Below are 24,317 nucleotides of genomic sequence, written 5' to 3'. Positions count from 1 at the left end.
CTCCTACTTTCCTACGGAGGTTCCATACCTACGCGACGGAGATCGCACGTCCAAGCGCCGACAAATACAGGCGGTGGAGTGGATCTTTATTGATCGTCTTCAACACTAGCGTGACTCACGCCCCTGATGGACACGAGACGCATACTTTTCTTCACGCTTTGGCGAACTTGTGAAATGTGAGTGATGGAGAGACTGAAATCTGGCCAGTGATGCCTTCTATCACACGAAACGTGAGTCACAGCTTTGATGTTGCTTCGTTTTGACTGGGTATGATGGATAGGTCTGACTTATTTCAAGCGAAACCGTGAGTTTAATGTCTGTAAATTCCCCCGCTCCTCATGTCGAGGAAACGCACTCTCCAGCTGAGAGGGCTCGACACGTGCGTCAACCCGGGGAATCGGCGGGCGCTTATGCCAAGCGTCGACTCAACGGATTCATCTCCTTGACCAAGCCTCGCGTGGTGGAGCTCTTGCTCGTCACCACGTTGCCCACCATGATTTTTGCGCAGCGTGGCTTCCCAGACATCTGGCTGATCCTCTCCACGATGGTCGGTGGCGCTCTCGCTGCAGCTGCAGCTAGCTCCTTCAATTGCTACATTGACCGCGACATCGACAAGGTCATGGACCGCACCAAGACGCGTGCTCTGGTGACAGGTGATGTGACGGACCGCGAAGCTCTGGTCTTCTCCTGGGTTCTCAGCATCATCTCGATCGCGGTGTTGTGGATCGGCACCAACCCACTCACGGCTGCTCTCGGCGTCGTCGCCATTCTCTTGTACGTAGTGCTGTACACGCTCATCTTGAAGCGCCGTACCTCTCAGAACATTGTGTGGGGCGGCCTCGCCGGATGTATGCCAGTGCTTATTGCATGGGCTGCAGTCACGAACAAGATTGAATGGCCAGCCATCATCCTGTTCCTCATCATCTTCTTGTGGACGCCACCTCATTACTGGCCGCTGTCCATGAAGTACCAAGACGACTACCAGAACGCTGATGTGCCAATGCTTGGCGCCATCGCTAACGCTCGGACCGTCTCCGTTCAGGTTGTGCTCTACGCATGGGCCACCGTGGTGTGCTCGCTCTTGCTGACGCCGCTTGGCTACGCAGGCATCGTCTACACCGTGCTCGGCGCAGTTGCCGGCGCGTGGTTCATCTACGAGTCCCACGTGTTGTACCGCGAGGCTCAGCGCGATCACGAACCCAAGGTCATTAACAAGAAGGCCATGAAAGTATTCGGCATCTCGATTACCTACCTGACCATTCTCTTTGTGGCCCTCGCAATCGATCCTTTCGTAGGACAGCCGCTCTTCGGGCACTAAGGCGTCGGTCACTAAGACTTCGGTCACCAAGACACAGGGCAGCACCTCGGTCCGCCACCGGGTCAACCGGATCCCCTTGCTCTAGCCAGCTTGCCAAAATCACGGCGACAACCTATTTTTGAGGTGTCCGGCGTCACTGACGCTGGGGCTCTCAAAAGGGGACCTTAACCGCTTTCAGCACGTCTGAGCGGGGAGACAAATATGGACGATTTTTAGCTCATATTTGTCATCGAGGTGGCTCATTTTGATTTCTGTATCCGAGGCAATTGCCCAAACTCTCGCGCAGCATGTTGATGCTTTCTTTGGGCTCATGGGCAACGGAAATGCTTACTTTGTTGATGCGCTAGAGCGCATCGGTCAGCCTATTATCGAGGTCCGTCACGAGGTAGCAACCGTCGCATCGGCTGACGCCTATTACCGTGTCTCCGGCAAGCTTGCCGTCGCTACCACCACCTACGGTGCCGGCTACACCAACACTTTGACGGCTCTCGCAGAAGCTGCGCAGGCCGGAATTCCCATGGTCTTGGTGGTGGGTGATGAGCCAGGAACGGGACGCCGTCCATGGGATGTTGACCAGCGCGGACTTGCCGAATCCGTAGGGGCTCGATTCCTGACGGTGACTCGCGAAGACGCCGTTCGCGTCACCGGCGAAGCGCTCACGGTTGCCTGGGACGAGCGCGTTCCCGTGGTTCTGTCCATCCCGTATGACATTCCGGCAGCGACCTATTCCGGCACCGAGACTCCGCAGCACGAACTTCCAGCCGTTGCTCCAAAGCCCTCGCTCAATGAGGCGCAGGCCGCTGACATTGCACGCCAACTGCTCCTAGCTGACCGTCCACTGATCCTTGCGGGTCGTGGCGCCAAGCAAGCTCGAGCAGCACTTCGTGCACTCGCTGCGCACCTCGGTGCTGGTGTCGCAACCTCCGCTCCGGCAAGGGGACTGTTCAACGTTGAGCAGCCATCAGACACGTTCCTCGATCTTGGGGTCTGTGGCGGTTTCGCCGCAGAGCAATCGGCCGCCGAAATTCACAGCGCGGACCTCGTGCTGGTGGTGGGAGCTGGTCTCAACCAGTTCACCCGCGCTCTGGGTCACGCGTTCTCGCCCCAAGCGACCCTGATCCAGGTCGACCTCAAGAACGAAGCCACCCACGATTCCGTGACCAACTTCTACTCGAGCGACGCCGCCCTCGCCGCTACCGCGATTCTGAGCCACACCCGTCGCCTGACGAATGAATCGCATACCGCGACGCTTGAAGCGCGGCGCGAGGCAGCGTCGTCGTACTCAAAGACAAATGAACTGACGCAACGCGATCCGGGTCAGGAAGTGGCGCCGGACGGGCGGCTGGATCCGCGCGGACTGATGGTTCAGCTCAATGAGGCTTTGCCGCGAGAGCGCACGGTCATTGTGGACGGCGGGCACTTTATTGGCTGGCCAAACACTTATCTGGATCTGCCGGACGCTGATCACATGGTCATGGTGGGCACGGCGTTTCAATCGATTGGGCTGGGGTTCCCGTCCGCAGCCGGCGCAGTGATTGGCCGTCCGGATTCGCTTCCCGTCCTCTTCTGCGGTGACGGCGGCGGTCTGATGGGAATCGCGGATGCCGAGACGTTCATTCGGCTGACGCAGCGCGGCGTAGTAGTGGTGATCAACGACGGCGCGTACGGCGCGGAAGTTCACCAGTATGTCTCGAAGGGTCTCGCGGAACGGCCGGTGCTGATTCCGGATGTGAACTTCGCGGGGATGTTGGAAGCCCTCGGCGCGCGGTCCTCGATCATCCGCCGCCATAGCGATCTCGCTGATTTTGAGCGCTGGCTGGCGCTGGACGAAGACGGCGTGTTTGTGCTGGATTGCCGCGTTTCGAAGGACATTGTTGCGCCGTACATGCGCGAATTTATGTAAGCGGGGGATTGGTTCCCGCTTAAAGTACGACGGCGAGGCTTGGGGACAAATCCCAGCCTCGCCGCTGTGCTTCCTACGTGGGAAGTCTAAGTACTGATGGCGCGAACCCTAGACGCGGGATACTCCACGAATGGGGCTCTGGGCTTGTTCGGCTTCGTGGTCCGGGCCCAGCGGAATGCCGGTGCGGTCGCGAAGCATCAGGACGGCACCCAGTCCAATGAGCACCATTATGCCCAAGTAGATGGTGATGGACGTCGTGGAACCTGTGGCCGTCAACAGTGCTGCTGCGATGGTCGGGGCGAAAGCGCCGCCCAAGATGGCGCCGATGGCGTAGGAGATAGAAACGCCGGAGAAGCGGATCGACGCTGGGAAGAGCTCGGTGTAAAGCGCCGACTGTTGGCCGTAAGTGAAGCCAAGACCAACCGACAGCATTGCGAGTGCCCAGAAGAGGGACGTGGTGGTTGCGCCATTCACGAGTGGGAACAACAGCAAGACGCCCACGAACAGCATGACGTAGCCGAGGATGTACGTATTACGGCGGCCGATCTTGTCAGAAACCCAACCAGCAAGCACCGAAGTGATGAGCCATACGACGGCGGATGCGGTAACGACCCACAGAACTGAACCGCGGTCCATGGCAACTGGGCCGTTGGGATCCGTTGCGTAGCGCTGGACGAAGCCGCCGGTGGTCATGTAGCCCACGGCGTTGTTTCCCACGAAGACGAGCGCAGCGATGATCACCAGAAGCCAGTGGTTCTTGAAGAGAACTCCCACTGGTTGCTTGGTCTGCTGAGCGCGAGCGGCAATTTCCTTGAAGACGGGTGACTCCTCGACGCCGTGGCGGATGTAGTAGCCCACCACGATCAGAACGATCGAGAAGAGGAACGGAATGCGCCAGCCCCACTGCATGAAGGCTTCCCCTGGAGCAACGGCTGCCATGATTGCCAACATTGCGGAAGCCAAAAGTAACCCGATAGGTACGCCAGCCTGTGGGCTCGCGCCGAAGAGACCGCGGCGGTTCACTGGGGCATGTTCGACGGCCATCAAGACCGCGCCTCCCCATTCGCCACCTGCCGAAATGCCTTGGAGGATGCGAAGGAGGATCAGCAGCATCGGCGCGATAACGCCGACCTGGCCGAAGGTTGGCAAAACGCCAATAAGCGTGGTGGCCACACCCATCATGATGAGCGTGATCATGAGAACCTTGCGGCGGCCGATCTTGTCGCCATAGTGTCCGGCGAGGAACGCACCGAGAGGGCGGAACAGGAAGCTCAAACCCACCGTCACGAAGGAGACGATGACTGAGCCTTGGGCGCCGAGACCCTTGAAGAACAGCTCATTGAAGACGAGGCCGGCGGCTGAAGCGTAGAGGAAGAAGTCGTACCACTCGATGCTGGTACCAACAACGGTGCTGAAAATGACGCGTCGTTGTTCTTTGGGACTGGATGGGCTGATGTCTTTGGACTCGGCCGAATAGATTTCTGGCACGAAGACTCCTTTGTCAGGCGCGGTTATTGATGAGTTCAATCTGCGAGCGGGGGATTGAGCGTGGTGAATGTACTGCCAAGAGATGGGTGGCGGGATTGGTGCTCGAGGGCGAATTTGCAGGGGTAACTGCGCGCCTCAAAATGTGAAATGGAGCACTTGTTCATTCGTGAACTATCGTATACGATCTTTCCAAACGTGCAAGAGCATCAACGAGGAGGCTCCATGAATACTGAGTTCACAGAGGCAGAAAATTCGGCCGCATTCGGCCCACTGCCTACCCGCCCAGGCAAGATCATCGCGATTCATGTCGCGTACGAATCCCGGGCTGCTCAGCGGGGACGCCGACCCGAAAAACCCTCTTATTTCCTGAAAACTTCAAGTTCATTGTCATGGTCTGGCGATGTCATTGCTCGTCCGGCCGGCACCGAACTATTGGCCTTTGAGGGCGAAATCGCGCTCATCATTGGCCGAACCGCTCGTAATGTTTCGCTCGACGAGGCGTGGGGCCATGTTGGTTGGGTGACTGCATCCAATGACTTTGGAATATACGATTTCCGCGCAGCAGATAAAGGTTCGAATGTTCGATCCAAAGGGCGCGATGGTTACACGCCTGTAGGGCCTTCGCTGATCGACGCCCAGTCGGTAGACCCCAACAATCTTCGGGTTCGCACGTGGGTCAATGGTGCTATCGCTCAAGAAGATGTCACTCGTCCCGAAAACATGATTTTCCCGCTTGCGCAGTTCGTTGCGGATCTGTCCCAGCACATGACGCTTGAAGTGGGAGACGTCATTCTTACCGGAACCCCCGCCGGCTCATCCGTGGTGGTCCCCGGAGACGTGGTGGAAGTCGAAGTTGACGCTCCTGACTTGGGACTTTCCTCCGGAAAGTTGGTGACCGCTGTGGTGGAAGCCCCTGCTCAGTTCGATGAATCGCTGGGCAACCTGCCGCTCGTCGACGACAAGCAGCGCGAAGAGGCATGGGGTTCACGCGAAGCTGCCGGATTGCCAGTTGTTGCGGCAGCTGATGAGACGTCGGCTGATCAAGAAACCGCGGCTTCGGCTGAAGACGCTTTGTCTCCAGAGATTCTTGAGAAGTTGAAGTCCACCCCCACGGCCGGCCTCTCCGCTCAGCTGCGTGCTCGCGGCCTCAACCAGGTTGTCATCGAAGGAGTCCGCCCACTGACTCCGGGCACCAAGCTGGTAGGTCTCGCCAAGACGTTGCGTTTCTTGCCGGGCCGTGAAGATCTGTTCAAGTCACATGGTGGCGGCTACAACGCTCAAATGCGCGCGTTTGATGCGGTCAAGCCCGGTGAAGTTCTGGTCATTGAGGCTCGCAACGAGTCTGGCTCAGGAACGCTGGGGGATATCCTCGCGATTCGTGCCAAGTTCAATGGTGCCGCCGGCGTCGTGACTGACGGTGGCGTTCGTGACGTCGCAGCTGTCACGGAGATCGGCCTGCCGGTGTTCACTCGCGGCGCTCATCCTGCAGTGCTTGGCCGGAAGCATGTGCCTTGGGACTACGACATCGCTATCGCCTGCGGCAACGCCACGGTGGTTCCGGGTGACGTGATCGTGGGCGACGACGACGGTGTCATCGTCATTCCACGAGGCATGGTCGAGGAAGTCGTTGAGGCCGCTCACGCCAAGGAGTTTGAAGATGCGTGGGTCGCCGAGCGTGTTGCTGAAGGCCACCCAGTAGACGGACTTTTCCCGCCGACCGGTGAGTGGAAAGCACAGTTCGAGGCCTACCGCGACCAGCAGTCAGGGAATTAACCATGGACTCGAAATCCTCGGTGCAGGACTTGGTGAATCCACGGTTGAGCAAGGCTCAGCTTGCTTACCAGTGGATCAAAGAGCGCATCTCCACTCACGAATTCATGCCGGGTCACCGTTTGGTGCTCAGCACGATCGCCGATTCGCTCGATATCAGCGTGGTTCCAGTGCGCGAAGCAATTCGCCAGCTGGAGGCCGAAGGTCTGGTCACTTTCGAGAAGAACATTGGCGCCCACGTCTCGATGCTGGATGCTTCCGCTTACGAGCACAGCATGGAGACGCTCGGAATTCTGGAAGGAGCGGCTACGGCCTTGGCGGCCCCGTTCGTGACCGCAGAAGACATCGCCCTAGCGCGAGAGCTGAACAAGCAGCTGGAAACGCTCTTGGATGATTTCGACGCCCATGCGTTTACCGAGATCAACCACAAACTCCACCAAGTGTTGTTCGACCGTTGCCCCAACAACCGCTTATGCGATCTCGTCGCTTCCGAGTGGGACCGTCTGGGAAATCTTCGAGAGTCGACGTTCTCGTTCGTTCCTGGCCGAGCCCGAAACTCTGTCGCTGAGCACTACCTCATTCTTGATGCCATCACCGCCGGATCCCCGGCAGCGGTCATAGAAAACTTGGCTCGAGAGCACCGCGCGGCAACCCTGCGCAGTTACCTCGCAAGCCGCCAAAACACTAAGTCCAATTCCGCAGAAATCTAGGAGACCATCTTGGAAAACAACCTCTCCGTAAGACCAGCAAACCTGCCAGATAAGATCCGTCACTACATCAATGGTGAATTTGTTGACTCGATCGATGGCGAGACCTTTGATGTGCTGGATCCGGTCACAAACGAGACCTACATTCAGGCGGCATCCGGCAAGAAGGAAGACATCGAGGCAGCCGTTGCTGCAGCTCGAACTGCCTTCTTGGAAGGCCCATGGCCGACCATGCTGCCACGCGAACGCTCCCGCGTTCTGCACAAGATTGCAGACATCGTGGAGTCCCGCGACCAGCAGCTCGCCGAAATGGAAAGCTTTGATTCCGGTCTGCCAATCGCGCAGGCATTGGGCCAGGCTCGCCGTGCCGCAGAAAACTTCCGCTTTTTCGCAGATTTGATCGTTGCCCAGTCTGATGACACCTTCAAAGTGCCAGGCCGCCAGATCAACTACGTGAACCGCAAGCCAATTGGTGTCGCCGGCCTCATCACCCCATGGAACACCCCGTTCATGTTGGAGTCCTGGAAGCTGGGACCTGCTCTGGCAACCGGTAACACCGTGGTGTTGAAGCCTGCAGAGTTCACGCCGCTGTCCGCATCCTTGTGGGCCGGAATCTTTGAAGAGGCTGGCGTTCCGCGGGGCGTCTTCAACCTCGTCAATGGTTTTGGTGAGACCGCTGGTGACGCTCTCGTGAAGCACCCAGGCGTGCCGCTGATTTCCTTTACCGGCGAGTCCCGCACGGGCCAGGTCATCTTCGGCAACGCCGCTCCATTCCTCAAGGGCCTGTCGATGGAACTCGGCGGCAAGTCTCCAGCTGTTGTCTTCGCCGACGCTGACATTGAAGCAGCTGTGGACGCCACGATCTTCGGTGTGTTCTCGCTCAACGGCGAACGCTGCACGGCTGGTGCACGCATTTTGGTACAGCGCGATATCTACGACGATTTCGTGGAGCGCTACGCCGCCCAAGCAAAGCGCGTCAAGGTTGGTCTTCCAAGCGATCCCGCGACGGAAGTCGGTGCGCTCGTACACCCTGAGCACTACGACAAGGTTATGAGCTACGTCGAGATCGGCAAGTCCGAAGGCCGCCTCGTCGCCGGTGGCGGACGTCCAGAAGGCTTCGAGACCGGTAACTTCGTGGCACCTACCGTCTTCGCAGATGTCTCGCCGGACGCACGCATTTTCCAAGAGGAAATCTTCGGACCCGTTGTCGCCATTACCCCGTTCGACACCGACGAAGAAGCACTCGCCCTTGCGAACAACACGAAGTATGGCTTGGCCGCTTACATCTGGACGAACGACCTCAAGCGGGCCCACAACTTCTCGCAGAAGGTCGAGGCCGGCATGGTCTGGCTCAACTCGAACAATGTCCGTGATCTGCGCACTCCATTCGGTGGCGTGAAGGCTTCTGGTCTGGGACATGAGGGCGGCTACCGCTCGATTGATTTCTACACGGACCAGCAGGCAGTCCACATCACCCTGGGCAAGGTCCATAACCCGACGTTCGGCAAAGCCGACGCCGATTCCTCACACTAATTCGCTCACTGACGAGCCAACTCATCGATAGCAAGGACGCTGAACATGCTTGATAGAACCCCCACCTCATCCGGCTTCTACGTCACGGAAGAAGCTCCCATCCACACCGACAATCCGGTGAAGACCCCTTCTGTGCCAGCGCCAGACATCCTGCGCTGCGCCTACATGGAGCTTGTCGTCACGGACCTCGCGAAGTCTCGCAAGTTCTACGTGGAGGTCTTGGGCCTCACGGTGACTGAAGAAGACGAAAACACTGTCTACCTTCGTTCGCTCGAGGAATTCATCCACCACAACCTCGTGCTTCGCAAGGGTGACATTGCCGCGGTGGCAGCGTTCTCCTACCGCGTTCGCACTCCAGAGGATTTGGACAAGGCTATTGCTTTCTATGAGGAGCTCGGCTGCCGCGTGGAACGCAAGGCTGATGGCTTCACCAAGGGCATTGGTGATTCGGTTCGCGTGCAAGATCCGTTGGGCTTCCCTTACGAATTCTTCTACGACGTCGACCACGTGGAGCGTTTGGCTTGGCGCTACGACCTCTACACCCCAGGCGCCTTGGTGCGTTTGGACCACTTCAATCAGGTCACGCCGGATGTCCCACGCGCCACGAAGTTCATGCAGGACTTGGGCTTCCGTGTCACGGAAGACATCCAGGACGAAAACGGCACCGTCTACGCGGCATGGATGCGTCGCAAGCCAACCGTGCATGACACGGCCATGACCGGTGGCGACGGCCCGCGCATGCACCACGTCGCATTCGCAACCCACGAAAAGCACAACATTCTGGCCATCTGCGACAAGCTCGGCGCGCTGCGCATGTCTGACCACATCGAGCGCGGTCCAGGTCGTCACGGCGTCTCGAACGCATTCTACTTGTACTTGCGTGATCCCGATGGGCACCGCGTGGAAATCTACACGCAGGACTACTACACCGGTGACCCTGACAATCCCGTGGTGACGTGGGACGTTCATGACAACCAGCGTCGTGATTGGTGGGGCACTCCGGTTGTCCCGTCCTGGTACACCGAAGCCTCGGTGGTGCTTGACCTCGACGGCAACCCAGTCCCAGTCGTAAAGCGCGAAGACGCTTCCGAAATGGCTGTCACCATCGGTGCAGATGGCTTCTCTTACACCCGTGCTACGGACGAAGAGGAAATGCCAGACTGGAAGAAGGGCGAATACAAGCTGGGGAATCAGCTCTAGGCCTTTTGGCGCTGGGAAGAAGCACACATGGATCAGAATCAGATCATTGCAATCGCCGACGAGCTCGCGGAAGCCGAGCGCAATCGGAGCATGGTTCCGCGCTTGACCGCTCGGTATCCAGAGATGACCATCGAAGATTCCTATGCCGTCCAGAACGAGTGGCGACGTCGCGGTGAAGCCGCGGGTCGCCGCCTCGTGGGACGCAAGATCGGCTTGACCTCCAAGGTCATGCAAGAAGCAACGGGAATCACGGAGCCAGACTACGGCGCCATCTTCGATGACATGGTGTACGAGAACGGTTCCGTCATTGAACACGGCCAGTACACCGGCGTGCGCATTGAAGTGGAGCTAGCCTTCGTTCTCAATGAGGAGCTGGCCGGGCCGAACGTCAATCTGTACGACGTCCTGCGAGCCACCGAATACGTGGTTCCGGCTCTGGAAATCTTGAGCTCTCGCATCGAGATGCAGGGCCGCACCATCGTGGACACCATCAGCGACAACGCTGCCATGGGAGCCATGGTGGTGGGCGGTCGGCCGGTGAAGGTTGACGAAGTCGATCTTCGGTGGGTCTCGGCTTTGTTGTATCGCAATGAAACGATCGAGGAATCGGGCGTGGCAGCAGCCGTGCTCAACCACCCGGCTTCCGGTGTGGTGTGGCTGGCCAACAAACTTGCACAGCACGGCGATTCGCTAAAAGCCGGAGAAATCGTGCTTGCAGGTTCGTTCACCCGCCCCATGTGGGTTTATCCAGGCGACACCGTTCACGCCGATTACCGAGAGTTGGGCAGTGTGACATGTCGTTTCGTGTAGAACTTCCGCAGAACTTCAGACAGCGCCTCGAAGACGCCACCGGACCGCTCGTCGGTATGTGGGCGTGTGCCGGTTCCCCTACGACGGCGGAGATTCTGGCTGCTTCAGGACCTGACTGGATCATGATCGACGCCGAGCACTCACCAGTTGGCTTGGAATCGACCCTCGACCTCCTGAGGGCCATGGCACCGTACCCTGCAACGTCAGTGGTGCGGCTGCCAGCGCTCGATCCCGTGCTGATCAAGCAGTTCTTGGACCTTGGCGCGCAGAACCTGGTCATTCCCATGATCGACAACGTGGAGCAAGCCGAGCTTGCGGTCGCTTCCGTGAACTATCCGCCTCATGGCATCCGTGGGGTGGGTAGTGCACTGGGGCGCTCGTCCCGCTGGAATCTGGTGAACGATTACTTGAACCGGGCACCCGAGTTCATTTCGCTCACGCTACAGATCGAGTCGGTGGAAGCCGTGAACAACATCGTGGCGATCTCTACCCTCGAGGGCGTGGATTCGCTGTTCATCGGCCCTTCTGATCTTGCGGCGTCCATGGGTTACCTCGGCCAGCAAAACCACCCGGAGGTCGTGAAAACCATTAGTCACTGCATCCAGGTCGCAAAAGACGCAGGCAAGAAGGTGGGCATCAACGCTTTTGATCCCGTTCAAGCCCGCGACTACGTGAACATGGGCGTTGACTTCATCCTGATCGCCGCGGACGTGCAGTTGCTGGCGAAGGCTTCGCAGCAATTATTGGCCGATTTCCGTAGCGAATAGGCGACATACATAAAGATTTAGTGGCTCCGCCACACACCTTGAGGAGTAACAATGCAGTTTCACCATCACGGGTACGTCTCAACAGACCCACGAGTCCAGCCAGCCGCAGGAATCGGTCTGAATCGTTCGGCAGAGTTGCCGGATGAAATGGACGTTCTGATCGTTGGCACCGGTCCTGCCGGCATGATCGCAGCAGCTCAGTTGTCCATGTTCCCGAACATCAACACGCGCATCATTGAGCGCCGCGCTAGCCGCCTTGAAATCGGTCAGGCAGACGGCATTCAGGCTCGAAGCGTGGAGACGTTCCAGGCCTTCGGCTTCGCTCGCCAGCTCATCAATGAGGCTTACTGGATCACCGAGATGGCGTTCTGGAAGCCAGATCCAGAGAACCCAGAAAACATCATTCGCACGGCTCAGCCGAAGGATGACCCCACGGGCATCAGCGAGTTCCCTCACTTGATCGTGAATCAGGCTCGCATCTTGGACTACTTCGCTGAGTACATGAAGATGTCACCGACCCGCATGGAGCCGGACTTCGGCTACGAGTTCCTGGATCTGACGATCGATCGCAGCCAGGAATACCCGGTAGAGGCTCGCTTGCGCTACACCGCGGGCCCCAACGAGGGTCAGGAGCGCACCGTTCGCGCAAAGTACGTGATCGGTTGCGACGGCGCTCGCTCCGGTGTTCGCCGCGCGATCGGCCGCAAGCTCGAAGGTGACCAGGCAAACCACGCCTGGGGCGTCATGGACGTCTTGGCCAACACGGACTTCCCAGACATCCGCCTTAAGTGCGCCATCCAGTCCCACGAGGGCGGCAACATCCTGTTGATCCCACGCGAAGGCGGCCACTTGTTCCGCATGTACGTGGATCTCGGTGTGGTGACTGAAGAGCAGAGCAAGACCATCCGTCAGACCACCATCGACGAGATCATTGCCCGCGCCAACAAGATCATCGCGCCATACACGCTCGACGTGAAGAACGTCGCGTGGCACTCGGTCTACGAGGTGGGCCACCGCCTCACGGACAAGTTCGATGACCTCCCGAATGATTCGACCGATGACGAGACCCCGCGCGTCTTCATCACGGGCGATGCTTGCCACACGCACTCCGCCAAGGCCGGCCAGGGCATGAACGTGTCCATGCAGGACGGTTGGAACATCGCGTGGAAGCTCGGCAACGTCTTGTCCGGACGTAGCTCGGAGCGCTTGTTGAACACCTACTCGCGCGAACGTCAGGTCATCGCGAAGAACCTCATTGACTTCGACAAGGAATGGTCCACGCTCATGGCTACCCGGCCTGAGGACCTTCCAGACCCTCAGTACCTTGAAGAGTTCTACGTCAAGACGGCCGAGTTCCCCGCTGGCTTCATGACTGAATACACCGAGTCCATGATCACCGGCACCAAGGAACACCAAGAGTTGGCCTCCGGATTCCCAGTGGGCAAGCGTTTCCATTCGGCTCGTGCCGTGCGCAGGGGAGATGCCAACCCGCTCGAGATCGGCCACCAGCACACGGCTGACGGTCGCTGGCGTATCTACGTCTTCGCTGACGACGCTACTCAAACGGACGAAACCTCCAAGCTCAATGCGTGGGCGAAGTGGTTCAAGGAAGACGCCACGTCGCCGCTGAATCAGTTCACGCCGGCTGATGGCGATGAGGATGCGATATTCGACACGAAGGTCATCTACCAGCAGCCTCACCTGGAAATTGAAGTGACGAGTGCGCCGAAGGCGTTCGTCCCGCAGTGTGGCCCGTTCAAGCTGGACGTTCTCGAAAACGTGTATGCGGCGCTTCCGGAAGATGACATCTTTGAAAAGCGAGGAATTTCGCGCTCCGGTGCGGTAGTCGTCGTACGCCCTGATCAGTATGTTTCTGGTGTCTTCAGCCTTGAAGATACCGCGGGGCTCACGGCATTCTTCGAGGGTGCCCTCGCGAAGTAATTCCGCACAAAGAAGAGAGCGGCTGTTCCGGATTCAAGTCCGGGCAGCCGCTCTCTGTGCTTCAGGGCAGTTGTGCCCGCCTAGACGGGGAAGCGTCCCGTAGAGCGATCCCACACGTTGGTCGCGGCGCTGACCAGGAGCGCGGAGCCGAGCATATGGAAGAGCACTAGGAGAATCGGAAGTCCGTTGAAGTGCTGAATGTAACCAATCGCGGCCTGCACGAGGACGGTCGCAACCAACAGCAAAAGTGCAGTTTTGAGGTGCTTAGCAGTGTTGTAGCGGTAGGCTGTGAAGACAGCCAGAGCCGTCGCGGCGACGAGGAGATACACGGGCACCACATGAATGCGCGTCACGAGATCCGCGCTGAAATTATGGCGCGGGGCGGCGGCGTCGCCAGCATGCGGTCCGGTTCCGGTGACGATGGTTCCCAGTACGACGGCGGCTGCCGCGGCAATCAAAATCGTCCAGCCGAGAGCACGCTGAGTTCCGGACGAAGGTATGGCGATGATTTCGCGCTCACCCTTGAGCTGCATGCCCGTGCGGTTGACCAAGAGCGTTGCCAGGCCGACGAGTACGGCAGACGCCAGGAAGTGCAAAGACACGACCCACGGGTTGAGCTTGGTCCATACGGTGATGCCGCCGATCACAGCCTGCACCGGGATGACGGAAAGAAGTGAGAGCGACAACAAGTAGATGGTGCGTTGTGTGCGGCGCATGCGCCACACAGAGATGATCATCGCAACGGCAATGACGATCAACACGAAGGTCAAAAGTCGGTTGCCGAACTCGATGACACCGTGAATGCCCATCTCGGGGGTAGGCGTCATGGATCCGGGCATGCAGTTGGGCCAGTTGGCGCAACCGAGGCCGGACTTCGTGAGTCGCACGGCACCACCAGTGATGATGATGCCGATCTGTGAAACGAGGGAAGCGATTGCGAGACGGTGATTGACTCGCGTGATTTCGAGCGGCAATCGGTCCGTCCACGAGGATCGATTCGCTGACACCGTACTCATCGGATGACTCCTAGTTGTTTTTTCATGCGTGACTCAGTGGGCATGGTTGTTAGTCCCACTTGAACCAACGTGATGCTCCAAGGGTAGCGATTGCACCCCAGATAACGAGGGAAAGTAATGCAATCCCGTTGAATTCCCCGTGATAGAACGCCGAACGCAATCCGTCGCCGAGCGCAGCTGAGGGGAGGAACTCCAAGATCGGACCCCAAATACCGCCGAGGTGACGGACAGGCATGAGCAATCCGCCGACAGCCGCCAAGAGAACCCACACCAAGTTGGTGATGGCCAAGGTGGCTTCTGGTCGAACCGATCCGGCGATCAAGAGTCCCAGTGCGGTGAACGTCAGGACCCCCACCAGAATGAAGACAATCGCCGTTGCGATGATGGAAACTGGGTCTCCGTGGGCGAATGGCTGCCAACCCATGATCAACGCGGCGGCGCCTAGAACGACGACCTGAATGGCTACGACCATAAGAACAGCGAGTGCCTTGCCAGCAATCAGACCGGCTTTGCCAAGGGGAGTGGTTGCCAAGAAGCGCAGCACGCCGTAGCGGCGATCAAAACCAGTGGTGATGCCCTGTCCTGTGAAAGCCGTAGAGACGACACACAGCGCCAGGACGCCTGGCGCCACGGCGTTGATACGAGTGTCAGAGACGCCGTCAATGAGTGGCGTGAGAACCAAGCCGATCATGGCGAGCAGCGGCAAGATAATCGCAAGCAACAGCTGTTCGCCATTGCGCAACATCATGCCGGCTTCGTAGCCACCTTGAGCCGCGATGCGCTTGAGCAAGGAAGCGGCGTTGCTTGAATTCTGAGTGGTTGCGGCAATCTCACTCATGGCGACTCTTTTCTGCGATTTCCAAGAAGACATCTTCAAGCGTGCGCTTGCGCATGGACATAGAGGACACCATGGCGTGCTCGGTCTCGAGCCACGAGCTCAACGCTGTGAGATCGGACGGTGCCATGAACCGCGATAGGCGATAGCAACCCGACGAAACTTCCGTGAGAACGCCACCGGACGGCGTCGTGAATTCGGCAACCGGAAGACCGGGACGTGCCTCGAAGTCCAACTCAGCGGAATCAGCGGCGTCCGCGTTCCAGGAGGTCAGCTGTGCAACGGTGCCTTCGGCGACGGTCTGGCCGCGGTCAATGATGAACACGCGGTCCGAGAGTCGCTCTGCGTCATCCATGAGATGCGTGGTCAACACAATGCACGTGCCTTGTGCACGCTGTTCTTGGATCATGTCGAAGACAATTTGGCGCGACTGTGGGTCAAGGCCGGCGGACGGCTCATCCAGGAACAAGACTTCTGGACGGCCCAGCAAGGCGGCTGCAAAGGCGACACGCTGCTTCTGGCCACCCGAGAGGCGACGGATGTTGGTGTGCGCGAAGCCGGTGATCCCGAGACGCTCGGCAAGATCATCAATGGACGCCGGGTTCTGATACATCTTGGCAACCAGGCCCAAAAGAGCGAGCGGTTTGGCCGACGGCGGCAGTCCGCCGTCCTGCAACATGACGCCGACACGGGAGCGCAAGGCGCTTCCAGAGCGATACGGCTGTTGGCCGAGGACAGAGACAGTCCCACCATCAGGCTTGAGCAAACCTTGAGCGCAAGCGAGCGTCGTGGACTTACCGGCGCCGTTGGATCCTAGAAGCGTGGTGACCTCGCCAGCTGCTGCTTCGAAATTCACGCTACGCAGGACTTTGACCATGCGGCCATTGAGGGAGGGGACTGGCCCGAAGTCCTTGTGAAGGTCCCGGACGAGTACAGACGGTTGAAGCACCCATCGATTCTACGTGACGTAGAGATTGACTAATTTGTCTTCTACCTCTCGTAGTAGTGAGGTTAGCGACGCCTTACTAGTAACTTTGAGGGCAAATAGATCATACTTGTGTTGTGTATTCATCTTCAGCCTCGGCCGCAGACAGCCCTCAGGGCTCCACTGACGCGCCCGCGGGGGAGGATCGCACTCGCGATCGCGTCCTCTCGATGGTGCTTGAAGACGGACCAATTTCTGCAGCCGAATTAGGCAAAGCCCTCCGATTGACTCCCGCTGCAGTCCGCAGGCACCTTGATGCACTGACGGATTCTGGCCTGGTTGAAGTGAAATCTATGGCTCGCCAAGCGAGCGGTGCTGGTCGACCAGCACGTCGCTACGTGGTTTCCCAGGGTGGTCAAGCCCGCCTTGGTGACGATTATCTCCATATCGCGGTCGACGCTCTGCGGGACCTCCAAAAGTATGGTGGATCAGAAGCAGTTGACGAGTTTGTCGCGAGGCGGTTTGAAGATCTCGAAACGCGTTACGCTCGTGAGCTTGAAGGCATCGATTCTCTCGAGGATCGGGCCACGAAACTCGCGGAACTACTGTCCGCAGATGGATTTGTGGGCTATACCCGCGAAGCTGGGTTGATCGGTTTCAATAACCTCAATCAACCCATCAACCCGGCCTTGCAAGCGGCCATGGCTGCCGTGCAGTTGTGCCAAGGGCATTGCCCGGTTTTGGGACTCGCGAAAGAGTTCCCACAGTTTTGTGAACACGAAACGGGGATGTTTTCCCGGCTTCTTGGTGTTGACGTGAGAAGACTCTCCACGTTAGCCACCGGGGGACATGTGTGCACTACCCATATCCCCGTCGGGCGCTTTTACACGGCTAACGCGCGGGAGAAGAGAGTCAGAGTGAAGTCCACCAGGCAGGAGAAACTGAGATGACTGATCAGTTGGCACAGGACACTCAGGATCCTGGCGTTATCGCCGAAATCCTTGAGAAGAACCCAGAGCTACAGGGCTTGGGTACCTACGAATACGGTTGGGCTGACAAGAACGACGCCGGCGCCAATGCTCGTCGTGGCTTGAGCGAAGAAGTTGTTCGCGACATTTCGTCGAAGAAGAACGAGCCCCAGTGGATTCTGGATCTTCGTCTGAAGGGCCTGAAGTACTTCGAAAAGAAGCCAATGCCAACCTGGGGCGCAGATCTCTCTGGCATCGACTTCGACAACATCAAGTACTTCGTGCGTTCTACCGAGAAGCAGGCCCAGAGCTGGGAAGACCTTCCGGAAGACATCCGCAACACGTACGAAAAGCTGGGCATCCCCGAGGCTGAGCGTTCCCGCTTGGTTGCTGGTGTGGCAGCCCAGTACGAATCTGAGGTTGTATACCATCAGATCCGTGAAGACCTCGAAGCTCAGGGCGTTATCTTCCTTGACACCGACACCGGTCTGCGCGAGCACCCGGAGATCTTCCAGGAATACTTCGGCTCCGTGATTCCTGCTGGCGACAACAAGTTCGCTTCGCTGAACACGGCCGTTTGGTCCGGTGGCTCTTTCGTGTACGTCCCTAAGGGCGTTCACGTGGAAATCCCACTCCAAGCATACTTCCGTATCAATACGGAGAACATGGGTCAGTTTGAGCGCACGCTCATCATTGCTGACGAAGATTCTTACGTGCACTACATCGAAGGCTGCACGGCTCCGATCTACCAGTCGGACTCCTTGCACTCTGCTGTTGTGGAAATCATCGTGAAGAAGAACGCTCGCGTTCGCTACACGACCATCCAGAACTGGTCCACGAACGTATACAACCTCGTGACCAAGCGCGCCATCTGCGAAGAAGGCGCCACCATGGAATGGATCGATGGCAATATCGGCTCCAAGGTCACCATGAAGTACCCAGCTGTGTACTTGGTTGGCGAGCACGCGAAGGGCGAAACCCTCTCGATTGCATTCGCCGGCAAGGATCAGCACCAGGACACCGGTTCCAAGATGGTCCACATCGCTCCGAACACCTCTTCCTCCATCGTGGCGAAGTCGGTGGCTCGTAACGGCGGCCGTTCCGCATACCGCGGTCTGGTCCAGGTTCGCGAAGGCGCCAAGGGTGTCAAGAACTCGGTAGTGTGTGACGCCTTGTTGGTGGACACCATTTCGCGCTCCGATACCTACCCATACATTGACGTTCGTGAAGACGATGTCACCATGGGCCACGAGGCAACGGTTTCCCGCGTCTCCGAAGAGCAGCTGTTCTACCTGATGTCCCGCGGCCTGGCCGAAGACGAAGCAATGGCGATGATCGTCCGTGGCTTCATCGAGCCAATCGCTCGCGAGCTTCCAATGGAATACGCGCTTGAACTCAACCGACTCATTGAACTTCAGATGGAAGGGTCGGTGGGCTAACAATGACGAACGTTATTGCAGAGAAGGACATGACTACTCACGCAAAGCCAATGATTGATGGCATGACCGAAGAGGGCGAGAAGCTCAACTCGGCGAATGTTGATATCGAGCATGCCGCAAAAGACAATCCGGCAGCGCGTCTGATCGGCAACTCCAAGGAAGCCGTCAAACTCATGAACTCGCGTGCTGAGCGCGTGCAAAGCTTCGACGTTGCAGACTTCCCGTTGCCGAAGGGCCGCGAAGAAGAGTGGCGCTTTAGCCCTCTCAAGAAGCTTGCTCCGTTGTTCGAAGACGCCGCTACGGATGTTCAGGATGGCCAGGAAGCAGTTGATTACTTTGTTTCCGAAAACATCGATGGCGTGAGCGTTTCTACGCTCGCCATCGGCGAAGCACCGCGCGGAACCGTCTTGGTTCCTGCGGATCGCCCGGCTGTTGTTGCTTCCAAGAACGTTGAAAACGCTCTCCACGTCAAGATCGCAGCGGATGCCGAGCTCACCGAGCCTGTCATCATCACCGCTACGGGTCAGGGCGCTGGTCGTCGCGGAAATGCGCACTATGTCATCGAGGTAGGCAACCACGCAAGTGCCGTCGTCGTACTCGATCACCGTGGCTCCGCAAACCTCACCGAAAATGTGGAAATCATTGTCGGCGACGGTGCCAATGTTCGCGTCGTCACCCTGCAGCAGTGGGATGACACCGCCAGGCACGCAGGACAGACGGATGCGGTTGTGGGCCGCGATGCGACCTACCGTCACGTCGCTGTTTCCCTGGGTGGCGAAGTGGTTCGCTTGAACTCCAACGTTCGCTTTGCCGCCGAAGGCGCCGAAGCCGAGCTGTTTGGCCTCTACTTCGCAGACGCACACCAGCACCTCGAGCACCGCAGCTTCGTGGACCACAACGCTCCACGCAACACCTCGAACGTCCTCTACAAGGGCGCTCTCCAGGGTGCTGGCGCACGCACGGTATGGGTTGGCGATGTGCTGATCCAGAAGCAGGCTGAAGGCACGAGTTCCTACGAAGCCAACCGCAACCTCGTGTTGACGGACGGCGCCCGCGCAGACTCCGTGCCTAACCTTGAGATCGAAACCGGTCTTATCGAAGGTGCAGGACACGCATCCACCACCGGCCGCTTTGATGACGAGCACTTGTTCTACTTCATGGCCCGTGGCATCGACGAGAAGACGGCCCGCCTTTTGGTGGTCCGTGGCTTCTTGAACGAGATCGTTCAGCAGATCGGTGTTGCTTCTATCGAGGAAGAAATCATTGCTTCGCTCGATAAGGAATTGGAAGCCACTGACGCCGTCGCCGCTGCCGCAGCTGCCAAGGCCTAAAGCACACTTCACTAACTTTCAGACCTGAGGAAAGAACACAATGTCTGTACTTGAAATCAAAGACCTCCACGTATCGATCGACACCGAGCAGGGCCCGAAGGAGATCCTCAAGGGCGTAACCTTGACGATCAAGTCCGGCGAGACCCACGCCATCATGGGCCCTAACGGCTCCGGCAAGTCCACCTTGGCTTCGTCCATCGCTGGCCACCCTCGCTACAACATCACCGGCGGAGAAATCCTCCTTGACGGCGAAAACGTCCTCGAGATGTCCGTTGACGAGCGTGCTCGCGCCGGCCTCTTCTTGGCCATGCAGTACCCAGTTGAGGTTCCAGGCGTCACGATGACCAACTTCTTGCGCACCGCCAAGACGGCCATCGACGGCGAAGCTCCTTCTTTGCGTCACTGGACCAAGGACGTCAAGAGCGCCATGGAAAACCTCAAGATCGATGCCGACTTCGCGAACCGAAACGTGAACGAAGGCTTCTCCGGTGGCGAGAAGAAGCGCGTTGAAATCCTTCAGCTCGAACTCTTCAAGCCGAAGTTCGCAGTCCTCGACGAGACCGACTCCGGCCTTGACGTTGACGCACTGCGCATCGTTTCCGAAGGCGTCAACCGCGCTCACGAAGCGAACAACATGGGCACCTTGCTCATCACCCACTACACCCGCATTCTTCGCTACATCAAGCCTGACTTCGTTCACGTGTTCGTTGACGGCCACATCGCAGAAGAAGGCGGGCCGGAACTGGCCGACCGTCTTGAAGAAGAGGGCTACGACCGTTACTTGGCAAAGGCCTAATCAATGAGTGACACTGCACAGAAGCAGACGCCTCTCGAGGACATCGAAGAGGCTCTCAAAGAAGTTATTGACCCCGAATTGGGCGTCAACGTGGTGGACTTGGGCCTGTTGTATGGCCTCAAGTACGCCGAGGATGGCGCGCTGCTGATCGACATGACCCTCACGACGGCCGCGTGCCCGTTGACGGACATGATCGAAGAGCAGGTCGGCTCCAACATTGAGTCCCTCGTGGACGAATGGCGTCTCAACTGGGTTTGGATGCCACCATGGGGTCCGGAGCGCATCACTGATGACGGACGTGATCAGATGCGCGCGCTTGGATTCAACATCTAAGTCCATCGTTTCATCCTTCGGGCTGGTCAGCACTTTCGCGAGTGTTGACCAGCCCGAAGTGGTTTAAGAGCCATCACGGTTCACACTTCTACTAAACAGTGTCGAACCGGGCCCCAATCGAGACACAAAAAAGCTGGGGCGCCGCATCGAGTTTTCTCGGATGCAGCGCCCCAGTTTATGCAAGACTCAAGACAAGCTATTAGGCAGGATTGTTGAGATCCTTGGATTCCAAAGTGTTGCACTTGTTGATGTCGCCGGTTTCGTAGCCCTGCATGAACCATGCTTGACGCTGGGCTGCTGAGCCGTGCGTCCACGCTTCCGGCATCACGCGGCCGGTGGATGCTTCCTGGATACGGTCGTCGCCAACAGCTTGAGCTGCGGATAGTGCGTCCTGAAGGTCAGCCTTCGTGAACGGCTCCAAGAAGCTATTGCCCTGGGAGTCCTTTGTCTCGGAAGCGTAGGCGGCCCACAAGCCAGCGAAGCAGTCAGCCTGAAGCTCTACGCGTACGGCGCCAGAGGTTGGGCCAGTGCCGCCCTGCTGTGAGTACTGGAGCGTTCCGATCTCATTTTGGATGTGGTGGCCGTATTCATGGGCAACTACGTATTCTTCGGCGAGCGGTCCACCGCTTGCGCCAAAGCGATCACGCAAGAGATCGAAGAACCCTACGTCGAAGTAGCCGGTCTGGTCAGCTGGGCAGTAGAACGGTCCAACGTCAGAGGAGGCCTGACCGCAGCCAGTGTTGACGGCGTCGGAGAAGATCTCGATGTCTGGATCAGCGTGCTCTACCTTGTACTTTGCGAGGTAGGGGCCCCAGAAGGCATCTAGGCTCTGTACGGTACCGATGATGCGGCAGTCAGAACGCTGGTCGGCGTCAGCGCCGGTCTTGCAGTCCTGGCTTTGTGCGCCATCAGTGCTCTGCGTCTGCGATTGCGACGAAGACGTACCGCCCAGTCCCAAATCGTTCAGAACCTGCGGGTTGATACCAAAGAGTGCAGCCAAGATAAGCACCAAGATTCCGCCACCGCCGGCAGCAATTTTGCCGCCAGATCGGCCACGAGAATCGTTGACACGTCCCGGGTCTAGTTGTGCATTGTCATTGAAGCTCATGATGAAAGAGTAGCGGCCAAACTACCTATTAGTAATCGCTTTCTAAAATTCCGCGCGCCGCAAGCGCGTCGCCCGTGGTGCGAGCGGTGGCAATAGTGGTGATGATGGTCGGGGCGGCGAGGGCAATGGGGTTCTTTCCGAGTCCCCGAGCGTTGGCCGCATCGACCGTATCTTGGGCCGCGCCAATGATCATCGGAATAGATCTGATCATGATGGCGATGGCCAACGAAAACACGGCGGGACGCAGTCCTACATAGCGCAGCGGCGAGAGCACTCGCTCCAGTCCCTCCATGAGTTCTGAAAGCGGTGTTGTTAGGACCAGCAGTCGCGCCCAGTGCATAGCTGCAATCATGGTCCCGAGCACCATTATCACGTCTTGCCAACCGTTGAGCCACCATTGGTAGATCCCCAACAGGACGAAGATCCACCAGAGTGCGCGCATCGGTACCCACCAGCTCCGGCGAATCCGCGAGCCAGCGAGTGCGAAGAAAACGTAGGACAGCACTACGAGGGCCAGAGAGACCCACGGGTTGCGCCACACGAGCAACAGCACGCCAACGCCAAGCACGAACACATACTTGTGCCAGAGCGGCGCCCGGTGCACCACACTGTTGCCGGGCACAAACAGCCCGATCTTCATAGCGTTACCGCGCATCGAGGTCCTCAGCCGAGCACAGATCACGGTAAGCGGCAAGCCCGCCGGGCGCGGCGCCGTCGTACACGATCTTTCCGCCGTCAAAAACTAAAGCGCGGTCCGCATCTTGCGCGAAGTCCAAGTCATGCGTGGCAAAAATAATTTGCTGGGGGAGTGAGCGGAAGATCCTGCGCAAGCGATTTGTGTTGCGCAGATCCAGCAGCGTATTGGGTTCATCCGCGACGAGCACGCGCTGACCGGCCGCCAGCACGCTCACGAGCGCTACTAGTTGCCGTTCGCCGCCAGAAAGGTCATAGACGCTGCGTTCAGCCAAGTGCGCGACTCCCACGGAATCCAGCGCGGCCAGCGCAGCCTCGCGCCGAGCCGCGGAATTCTTGATGGTGGCCTTGAGTGAGAGCTCCACGTCCTCGCGAACGAGCGGCATCACGAGTTGGGACATGGGATCGGTAAAGAGGAACGCGACGCGTTGGCGGACGTCACGCACCGCGTCCACGGTGTCGAAGCCGTCTACCGATACCGTGCCAGCTGACGGCGCGCTCAGCCCGTTCAGGAGGCGGAGGAACGTCGATTTTCCGGAGCCGTTAGGACCCAGTACGACGACGCGTGCTTCCGTCAGTTCCAGATCGAAGGGCGCGAGGATGACCTGGTCCCGAACGGAAGTATCGCCGGACGTGGGGGAGTCCATTGCTGCAGGTGTGGTGACAGAAACTCCGGAAAATCTAAAGTGACTCATGATCCTTGAGCGGCTTTCGCCGCGGGGTTAGCTGAAGGTACGGTGGGCAAATCGCGGGAATGCCTTGAAGACCATCGCGGCGATCAATGCCGCGAGAAGTGACTTAATGATGTCACCTGGCCAGTACGCCATGTCCACGAGGAATGCTTTGTCCAAGGGGATGTGGCCGTTGATTCTCATGCCGAGAATGCCCAGCGGGTGCGTGGAGATGATGGAACCGGCGATCGCTGCGACGAATAGCATGATGCGGCTGAGGGAGCCCGTGCGGCGCAAGTAGTAGGTCGCCAAGGCGCCCGTGATCAAAGCGGTAATGGGGAACGCAATGAGGTAGCCAGCCGACGGTCCTGCAAGAACGCCGAGACCAGCGGAGAACTTCGCGAAGACCGGAAGGCCAGCGAAGCCGGCAATCAAGTACAAGCCCACGGCGCAAAAACCACGCCACGCGCCGAGAACCAGCGCGGCCACGGCGACGCCGAAGGTCTGCAAAGTAATGGGTACGCCGAGTGGGCCGACGGGGATGGCGGGAACCAGGGTGAGAGCGGCAATGAGCGCCGCGAAAACAGCGATGAGGGCGATGTCCTGCGCGCCGAAACGGCGGCGGTTCGTAGCGGAAGATCGCGTGGTGGAAGGAGTGCTTGAAGTCATGCGGAAAGCATACTTGATCACTGTTCAATAATGAGATGTGGCACATTCCCCGAGCAGATGACCGAGGTGACGGAGAAGCAAAAGGTGCCCTATGAC

22 protein-coding genes are annotated in these 24,317 nt (G+C 58.4%); 14 read left to right on the top strand and 8 right to left on the bottom strand.

From position 1 onward, the window contains the following. Window positions 1-379: 379 nt before the first annotated feature. Window positions 380-1,318, top strand: coding sequence for a heme o synthase (locus BKA12_RS04705; RefSeq protein ID WP_338087433.1), 939 nt, complete (start codon window positions 380-382; stop codon window positions 1,316-1,318). A gap of 244 nt (window positions 1,319-1,562) precedes the next feature. Then, window positions 1,563-3,221 (top strand): thiamine pyrophosphate-binding protein, encoded by a 1,659-nt coding sequence (locus BKA12_RS04700; protein ID WP_183641060.1) that lies wholly within the window; start codon window positions 1,563-1,565, stop codon window positions 3,219-3,221. Window positions 3,222-3,329: 108 nt separating this feature from the next. Here the strand turns inward: BKA12_RS04700 and BKA12_RS04695 are convergent, their stop codons facing one another. Further along, window positions 3,330-4,709 carry an MFS transporter gene (locus BKA12_RS04695; RefSeq protein WP_338087432.1) on the bottom strand — a complete coding sequence of 460 codons (1,380 nt, stop codon included), beginning with the start codon at window positions 4,707-4,709 and terminating at the stop codon, window positions 3,330-3,332. 222 nt (window positions 4,710-4,931) lie between these two features. Between BKA12_RS04695 and BKA12_RS04690 the strand changes: the two genes are divergently transcribed. From BKA12_RS04690 to BKA12_RS04660, 7 genes are read left to right on the top strand one after another with little or no spacing between them, the layout of a single operon-like run. Next, complete coding sequence (locus BKA12_RS04690) at window positions 4,932-6,482, top strand: fumarylacetoacetate hydrolase family protein (RefSeq protein WP_183641058.1); 1,551 nt, start codon at window positions 4,932-4,934, stop codon at window positions 6,480-6,482. A 2-nt stretch (window positions 6,483-6,484) separates the two neighbouring features. After that, window positions 6,485-7,189, top strand: a complete 705-nt coding sequence (locus tag BKA12_RS04685) for a GntR family transcriptional regulator (protein ID WP_183641057.1) — start codon at window positions 6,485-6,487, stop codon at window positions 7,187-7,189. Between the two features lie 9 nt (window positions 7,190-7,198). Continuing rightward, window positions 7,199-8,719 (top strand): 5-carboxymethyl-2-hydroxymuconate semialdehyde dehydrogenase, encoded by a 1,521-nt coding sequence (hpaE, locus tag BKA12_RS04680; protein WP_183641055.1) that lies wholly within the window; start codon window positions 7,199-7,201, stop codon window positions 8,717-8,719. 45 nt (window positions 8,720-8,764) lie between these two features. Continuing rightward, the gene (gene hpaD, locus BKA12_RS04675; protein WP_183641053.1) at window positions 8,765-9,919 is read left to right on the top strand and encodes a 3,4-dihydroxyphenylacetate 2,3-dioxygenase; all 1,155 of its coding nucleotides are present in this window, start codon (window positions 8,765-8,767) and stop codon (window positions 9,917-9,919) included. Between the two features lie 27 nt (window positions 9,920-9,946). Continuing rightward, window positions 9,947-10,729, top strand: a complete 783-nt coding sequence (gene hpaH, locus BKA12_RS04670) for a 2-oxo-hept-4-ene-1,7-dioate hydratase (RefSeq protein WP_183641051.1) — start codon at window positions 9,947-9,949, stop codon at window positions 10,727-10,729. Further along, window positions 10,714-11,496, top strand: coding sequence for an HpcH/HpaI aldolase family protein (locus BKA12_RS04665; protein WP_183641049.1), 783 nt, complete (start codon window positions 10,714-10,716; stop codon window positions 11,494-11,496). Before hpaH ends, BKA12_RS04665 begins: the two co-directional genes overlap by 16 nt. A 51-nt stretch (window positions 11,497-11,547) precedes the next feature. Continuing rightward, window positions 11,548-13,437 carry an FAD-binding monooxygenase gene (locus BKA12_RS04660; RefSeq protein WP_183641047.1) on the top strand — a complete coding sequence of 630 codons (1,890 nt, stop codon included), beginning with the start codon at window positions 11,548-11,550 and terminating at the stop codon, window positions 13,435-13,437. 80 nt (window positions 13,438-13,517) lie between these two features. Here BKA12_RS04660 and BKA12_RS04655 read toward each other — a convergent pair whose 3' ends face one another. From BKA12_RS04655 to BKA12_RS04645, 3 genes are read right to left on the bottom strand one after another with little or no spacing between them, the layout of a single operon-like run. Beyond that, entirely contained in the window at window positions 13,518-14,453 is a 936-nt protein-coding gene (locus BKA12_RS04655) for a COX15/CtaA family protein (protein WP_183641045.1), read from the bottom strand. Between the two features lie 49 nt (window positions 14,454-14,502). Beyond that, a complete protein-coding gene (locus BKA12_RS04650; RefSeq protein WP_183641043.1) occupies window positions 14,503-15,291 on the bottom strand; it encodes an ABC transporter permease in 789 nt (262 codons plus the stop codon). Further along, window positions 15,284-16,237, bottom strand: coding sequence for an ABC transporter ATP-binding protein (locus BKA12_RS04645; RefSeq protein ID WP_420826507.1), 954 nt, complete (start codon window positions 16,235-16,237; stop codon window positions 15,284-15,286). The genes BKA12_RS04650 and BKA12_RS04645 overlap by 8 nt, the downstream gene beginning before the upstream one ends. 113 nt (window positions 16,238-16,350) lie before the next feature. Between BKA12_RS04645 and BKA12_RS04640 the strand changes: the two genes are divergently transcribed. From BKA12_RS04640 to BKA12_RS04620, 5 genes are read left to right on the top strand one after another with little or no spacing between them, the layout of a single operon-like run. After that, window positions 16,351-17,163, top strand: coding sequence for a helix-turn-helix domain-containing protein (locus BKA12_RS04640; protein WP_183641041.1), 813 nt, complete (start codon window positions 16,351-16,353; stop codon window positions 17,161-17,163). Then, entirely contained in the window at window positions 17,160-18,620 is a 1,461-nt protein-coding gene (gene sufB, locus BKA12_RS04635; RefSeq protein ID WP_183641039.1) for a Fe-S cluster assembly protein SufB, read from the top strand. Before BKA12_RS04640 ends, sufB begins: the two co-directional genes overlap by 4 nt. Window positions 18,621-18,649: 29 nt before the next feature. Next, complete coding sequence (gene sufD, locus BKA12_RS04630) at window positions 18,650-19,951, top strand: Fe-S cluster assembly protein SufD (RefSeq protein WP_246361601.1); 1,302 nt, start codon at window positions 18,650-18,652, stop codon at window positions 19,949-19,951. Between the two features lie 40 nt (window positions 19,952-19,991). Further along, the gene (gene sufC / locus BKA12_RS04625) at window positions 19,992-20,747 is read left to right on the top strand and encodes a Fe-S cluster assembly ATPase SufC (RefSeq protein WP_183641036.1); all 756 of its coding nucleotides are present in this window, start codon (window positions 19,992-19,994) and stop codon (window positions 20,745-20,747) included. A gap of 3 nt (window positions 20,748-20,750) precedes the next feature. Then, a complete protein-coding gene (locus BKA12_RS04620) occupies window positions 20,751-21,080 on the top strand; it encodes a metal-sulfur cluster assembly factor (protein ID WP_183641031.1) in 330 nt (109 codons plus the stop codon). A 199-nt stretch (window positions 21,081-21,279) separates the two neighbouring features. On the opposite strand, the gene ypfJ is transcribed toward BKA12_RS04620, so the two are convergent. Genes ypfJ through BKA12_RS04600 form a run of 4 tightly spaced genes read right to left on the bottom strand, consistent with a single transcriptional unit; the run spans window position 21,280 to window position 24,221 of the window. Then, on the bottom strand, window positions 21,280-22,188 hold the full coding sequence (gene ypfJ, locus BKA12_RS04615) for a KPN_02809 family neutral zinc metallopeptidase (RefSeq protein WP_183641030.1): 909 nt from the start codon (window positions 22,186-22,188) through the stop codon (window positions 21,280-21,282). A 28-nt stretch (window positions 22,189-22,216) separates the two neighbouring features. Beyond that, complete coding sequence (locus BKA12_RS04610) at window positions 22,217-22,843, bottom strand: CbiQ family ECF transporter T component (RefSeq protein ID WP_183641028.1); 627 nt, start codon at window positions 22,841-22,843, stop codon at window positions 22,217-22,219. Beyond that, window positions 22,833-23,576 carry an energy-coupling factor ABC transporter ATP-binding protein gene (locus tag BKA12_RS04605; protein WP_183641026.1) on the bottom strand — a complete coding sequence of 248 codons (744 nt, stop codon included), beginning with the start codon at window positions 23,574-23,576 and terminating at the stop codon, window positions 22,833-22,835. Before BKA12_RS04605 ends, BKA12_RS04610 begins: the two co-directional genes overlap by 11 nt. A 27-nt stretch (window positions 23,577-23,603) precedes the next feature. Then, window positions 23,604-24,221, bottom strand: a complete 618-nt coding sequence (locus BKA12_RS04600) for a biotin transporter BioY (RefSeq protein WP_183641025.1) — start codon at window positions 24,219-24,221, stop codon at window positions 23,604-23,606. Between the last annotated feature and the right edge of the window lie 96 nt (window positions 24,222-24,317).

The sequence above is a fragment of the Neomicrococcus lactis genome, assembly GCF_014200305.1.
Taxonomy (GTDB): Bacteria; Actinomycetota; Actinomycetes; order Actinomycetales; family Micrococcaceae; genus Neomicrococcus; species Neomicrococcus lactis.
The sequence above is the reverse complement of the archived record's forward strand: the minus strand, read 5'-3'. Positions and strand labels throughout refer to the sequence as shown.

Excerpts from the sequence above, each read along its gene's own strand:
- ypfJ (WP_183641030.1), bottom strand. The coding sequence starts at position 22,188 with ATGAGCTTCAATGACAATGCACAACTAGACCCGGGACGTGTCAACGAT.
- BKA12_RS04685 (WP_183641057.1), top strand. The coding sequence starts at position 6,485 with ATGGACTCGAAATCCTCGGTGCAGGACTTGGTGAATCCACGGTTGAGC.
- hpaH (WP_183641051.1), top strand. The coding sequence starts at position 9,947 with ATGGATCAGAATCAGATCATTGCAATCGCCGACGAGCTCGCGGAAGCC.
- sufB (WP_183641039.1), top strand. The coding sequence starts at position 17,160 with ATGACTGATCAGTTGGCACAGGACACTCAGGATCCTGGCGTTATCGCC.
- BKA12_RS04620 (WP_183641031.1), top strand. The coding sequence starts at position 20,751 with ATGAGTGACACTGCACAGAAGCAGACGCCTCTCGAGGACATCGAAGAG.
- BKA12_RS04660 (WP_183641047.1), top strand. The coding sequence starts at position 11,548 with ATGCAGTTTCACCATCACGGGTACGTCTCAACAGACCCACGAGTCCAG.
- BKA12_RS04605 (WP_183641026.1), bottom strand. The coding sequence starts at position 23,576 with ATGAGTCACTTTAGATTTTCCGGAGTTTCTGTCACCACACCTGCAGCA.
- BKA12_RS04610 (WP_183641028.1), bottom strand. The coding sequence starts at position 22,843 with ATGCGCGGTAACGCTATGAAGATCGGGCTGTTTGTGCCCGGCAACAGT.
- BKA12_RS04650 (WP_183641043.1), bottom strand. The coding sequence starts at position 15,291 with ATGAGTGAGATTGCCGCAACCACTCAGAATTCAAGCAACGCCGCTTCC.
- sufD (WP_246361601.1), top strand. The coding sequence starts at position 18,650 with ATGACTACTCACGCAAAGCCAATGATTGATGGCATGACCGAAGAGGGC.
- BKA12_RS04690 (WP_183641058.1), top strand. The coding sequence starts at position 4,932 with ATGAATACTGAGTTCACAGAGGCAGAAAATTCGGCCGCATTCGGCCCA.
- BKA12_RS04600 (WP_183641025.1), bottom strand. The coding sequence starts at position 24,221 with ATGACTTCAAGCACTCCTTCCACCACGCGATCTTCCGCTACGAACCGC.
- BKA12_RS04665 (WP_183641049.1), top strand. The coding sequence starts at position 10,714 with ATGTCGTTTCGTGTAGAACTTCCGCAGAACTTCAGACAGCGCCTCGAA.
- hpaD (WP_183641053.1), top strand. The coding sequence starts at position 8,765 with ATGCTTGATAGAACCCCCACCTCATCCGGCTTCTACGTCACGGAAGAA.
- sufC (WP_183641036.1), top strand. The coding sequence starts at position 19,992 with ATGTCTGTACTTGAAATCAAAGACCTCCACGTATCGATCGACACCGAG.
- BKA12_RS04655 (WP_183641045.1), bottom strand. The coding sequence starts at position 14,453 with ATGAGTACGGTGTCAGCGAATCGATCCTCGTGGACGGACCGATTGCCG.